Annotated in this window: 2 protein-coding genes and 1 pseudogene; all 3 read left to right on the top strand. The window is 67.4% G+C overall.

Annotated elements, in window-relative coordinates; all coding sequences use genetic code 11:
- Nucleotides 1-92, top strand: a pseudogene (locus tag AC3A6R_RS27045) (chemotaxis protein CheW); the annotation flags it as partial.
- A 177-nt stretch (nucleotides 93-269) separates the two neighbouring features.
- Entirely contained in the window at nucleotides 270-1,961 is a 1,692-nt protein-coding gene (locus AC3A6R_RS27040; protein ID WP_487866170.1) for a methyl-accepting chemotaxis protein, read from the top strand.
- Nucleotides 1,962-2,044: 83 nt separating this feature from the next.
- The coding region (locus tag AC3A6R_RS27035) for a cache domain-containing protein (RefSeq protein ID WP_487866169.1) at nucleotides 2,045-3,054 on the top strand (1,010 nt) is incomplete at its 3' end.

Genomic DNA, 3,054 nt, shown 5'->3' with positions numbered 1-3,054 from the left:
GCACGCTCGACGAGCGGATGCTGATCCTGGTGGACATCGATCGGCTGATGTCGAGCGAGGAAATGGGCCTGGTCGAAAGAATCGCGGCCTGAAATGGAACGCCCCCCGAAGCGCCTGCGGGCGCCTCCCCCCACTGGGGGGCGCACCCGGCGGCCCGGCAAAGCCGGTTCCGCGGGTGCACTGGGCTGCGCCTGCGAAGCGCGATGCGACGCGGGTGGTGTCCAGCGCCATGAATCACTGAGATGAAAAACTTGAATGGAGCAACCGACATGAAGAACCTGAAAATCGGCACACGTCTCGGCATCGGGTTCGCATTGGTGCTGGGCCTCATGGCCTGCATCGCGGCGATCGGTGTGTTCCGTCTGCAAGGCGTGGGCGACGCGGTACAGCAGATGGTTGAGCGCTCGCTCGCCAAGGAGCGCCTGGCGGCCAACTGGCTGCTGAACACCAGCAACAACAGCGTACGCACCTTCGCGCTCGTCAAGAGCAACGATGCCGAAGTGCAGGACTACCTGCAGAAGCACATGGCCAAGACCAGCGCCAGCATCTCCGAAACACAGGCCAAGCTCGAGGCGCTGCTCGATTCGCCCGAAGAGCAGGCGCTCAGCGCCGACATCAAGGCCAAGCGCACCCAGTACATCACCTTGCGCAACGCCATTGTCAAGCTCAAGGCCGAAGGACGGCAGGACGAAGCGGCAGTGCTCACCAACGAGAAGCTGGTGCCGATGCTCGACGTGTACGACACCAGCATCCGCAACATGCTGACGCACCAGGCCGACCGGATCGACGAAGCAGCCGAGGCGGTGCATGCGCTCAACCGCGTGGGGCGCACGAACGTCATAGCGCTGGGCGGCATCGCGCTGGTGCTCGGTGCGGCGCTCGCATGGCTGCTGACGCGCAGCATCACGCGCCCACTGAACGAAGCCGTGCGGGTGGCGCAGACCGTGGCCGGCGGCGACCTCACGAGCCGCATCGAATCGTCGGCACGCGACGAGGTCGGCCTGCTCATGCAGGCCCTCCAGAACATGAACGCAAGCCTCGCGAAGGTGGTCGGCGGCGTGCGCCAGGGCACCAATGCCATCGCCACCGCCTCGGGCCAGATCGCCGCGGGCAACCAAGACCTGTCATCGCGCACCGAGGAACAGGCCAGCTCGCTCGAGCAGACGGCGGCCTCGATGGAAGAGCTGACCTCGACCGTCAAGCAGAACGCCGACAACGCCCGCCAGGCCAACCAGCTCGCGCTCTCGGCCTCGGAAGTGGCGGTGAAGGGCGGCAATGTGGTCGGCCAGGTGGTCGACACCATGGCCTCGATCAATGCCTCGTCGAGGAAGATCGTCGACATCATCGGCGTGATCGACGGCATCGCGTTCCAGACCAACATCCTGGCGCTCAATGCGGCGGTCGAAGCGGCACGTGCAGGCGAACAGGGCCGCGGCTTCGCCGTGGTGGCCTCGGAAGTGCGCAGCCTGGCGCAGCGCTCGGGCGCGGCCGCCAAGGAGATCAAGGGCCTGATCGACGACTCGGTCGGCAAGGTCGACCGGGGCAGCATGCTCGTGGGCGAGGCCGGCAAGACGATGGAAGAGATCGTCGGCAGCGTCCGTCGCGTGACCGACATCATCGGCGAGATCACCGCGGCGAGCCAGGAGCAGAGCACGGGCATCGAGCAGGTGAACCAGGCGATCGCGCAGATGGACCAGGTGACGCAGCAGAACGCGGCGCTGGTCGAAGAGGCCGCGGCCGCCGCGCAGTCGATGCAGGAGCAGGCCGCCAGCCTGGTCGATGCGGTGAGCGTGTTCCGGCTCGATGGGGCAACGGCAACGGCAACGGCAACAGCAACAGCAGCGGCGAAGGCGCCGCCGGCTGCGCCCAGGGCCTCTGCGCGCCTCGCGGGCGCTCCGAGGGCGTCGGCGCCGCGGCTGGCGGCCGCGACCCCCGCCACAGGCGATTGGACGGAATTTTGAACCGAGGGCCTCAAGTCTCGCGCGAAGTTGCCGATAACACCATCGACAACACCGCAGAAAGACCACCTGAGGAAGAGAGCCGAATGTTCGACCGTTTGAGTTTCCGCGCGCTGAGCGTCGGCCAGAAGCTTGGCCTGCTCACCGCCAGCGCCATTCTGGGCGTGGCCGCCCTGACCGCGCTTTTCCTGGTTTCCGAGCGCCGGCTCATCCTGGCGGAGCGCCAGGCGGGCGTGCGCCAGGTGGTGGAAAGCGCGCACGGCCTGCTGGCGCACTACCAGTCCCTCGAGGCCAAGGGCACGTTGACCGAGGCGCAGGCCAAGGAACAGGCGATGCAGGCCCTGCGCGGACTGCGCTACAGCGGCAGCGAGTATTTCTGGATCAACGACATGCAGCCGCGCATGGTCATGCATCCGATCAGCCCGAAGCTCGAAGGCCAGGATCTCTCGGCCAACAAGGACGCGACCGGCAAGCCGCTGTTCGTCGCCTTCGTCGACATCGTGAAAGCCGAGGGCGCGGGTTTCGTGGCGTACCGCTGGGCCAAGCCCGGCAGCGACCAGCCCGTGCCGAAGGTTTCGTACGTGAAGGGCTTCGCACCCTGGGGCTGGATCGTCGGCTCGGGCGTGTATGTCGACACGGTGCAGGCCACCATCATGGACCGGGCGCTCAGCCTGTCGATTGGCGCGCTGGTGCTCGGCGCGGCGCTCCTGGCCCTGGGCTGGGCGATCTCGCGCGGCCTGCTGCGCCAGCTCGGCGGCGAACCCACGGCCACGGCCTACATCGCGCGCCGCATCGCCGAGGGCGACCTGGCGGTGCGCATCGATCTGCGACGCGGCGACCAGGCGAGCCTGCTGCATGCCATCCGCGGCATGCGCGACAGCCTTGCCAAGGTGGTGAGCGAAGTTCGCCAGGGCACCAATGCCATCGCGACTGCCTCGGCCCAGATCGCCTCGGGCAACCAGGATCTCTCGTCGCGCACCGAGGAACAGGCGAGTTCGCTCGAGCAGACGGCCGCCTCGATGGAAGAACTCACGAGCACCGTCAAGCAGAACGCCGACAACGCCCGCCAGGCGAACCAGCTCGCGCTCTCGGCCTC

The organism is Variovorax sp. Soil_C_19 (assembly GCF_057657255.1).
The sequence above is the reverse complement of the archived record's forward strand: the minus strand, read 5'-3'. Positions and strand labels throughout refer to the sequence as shown.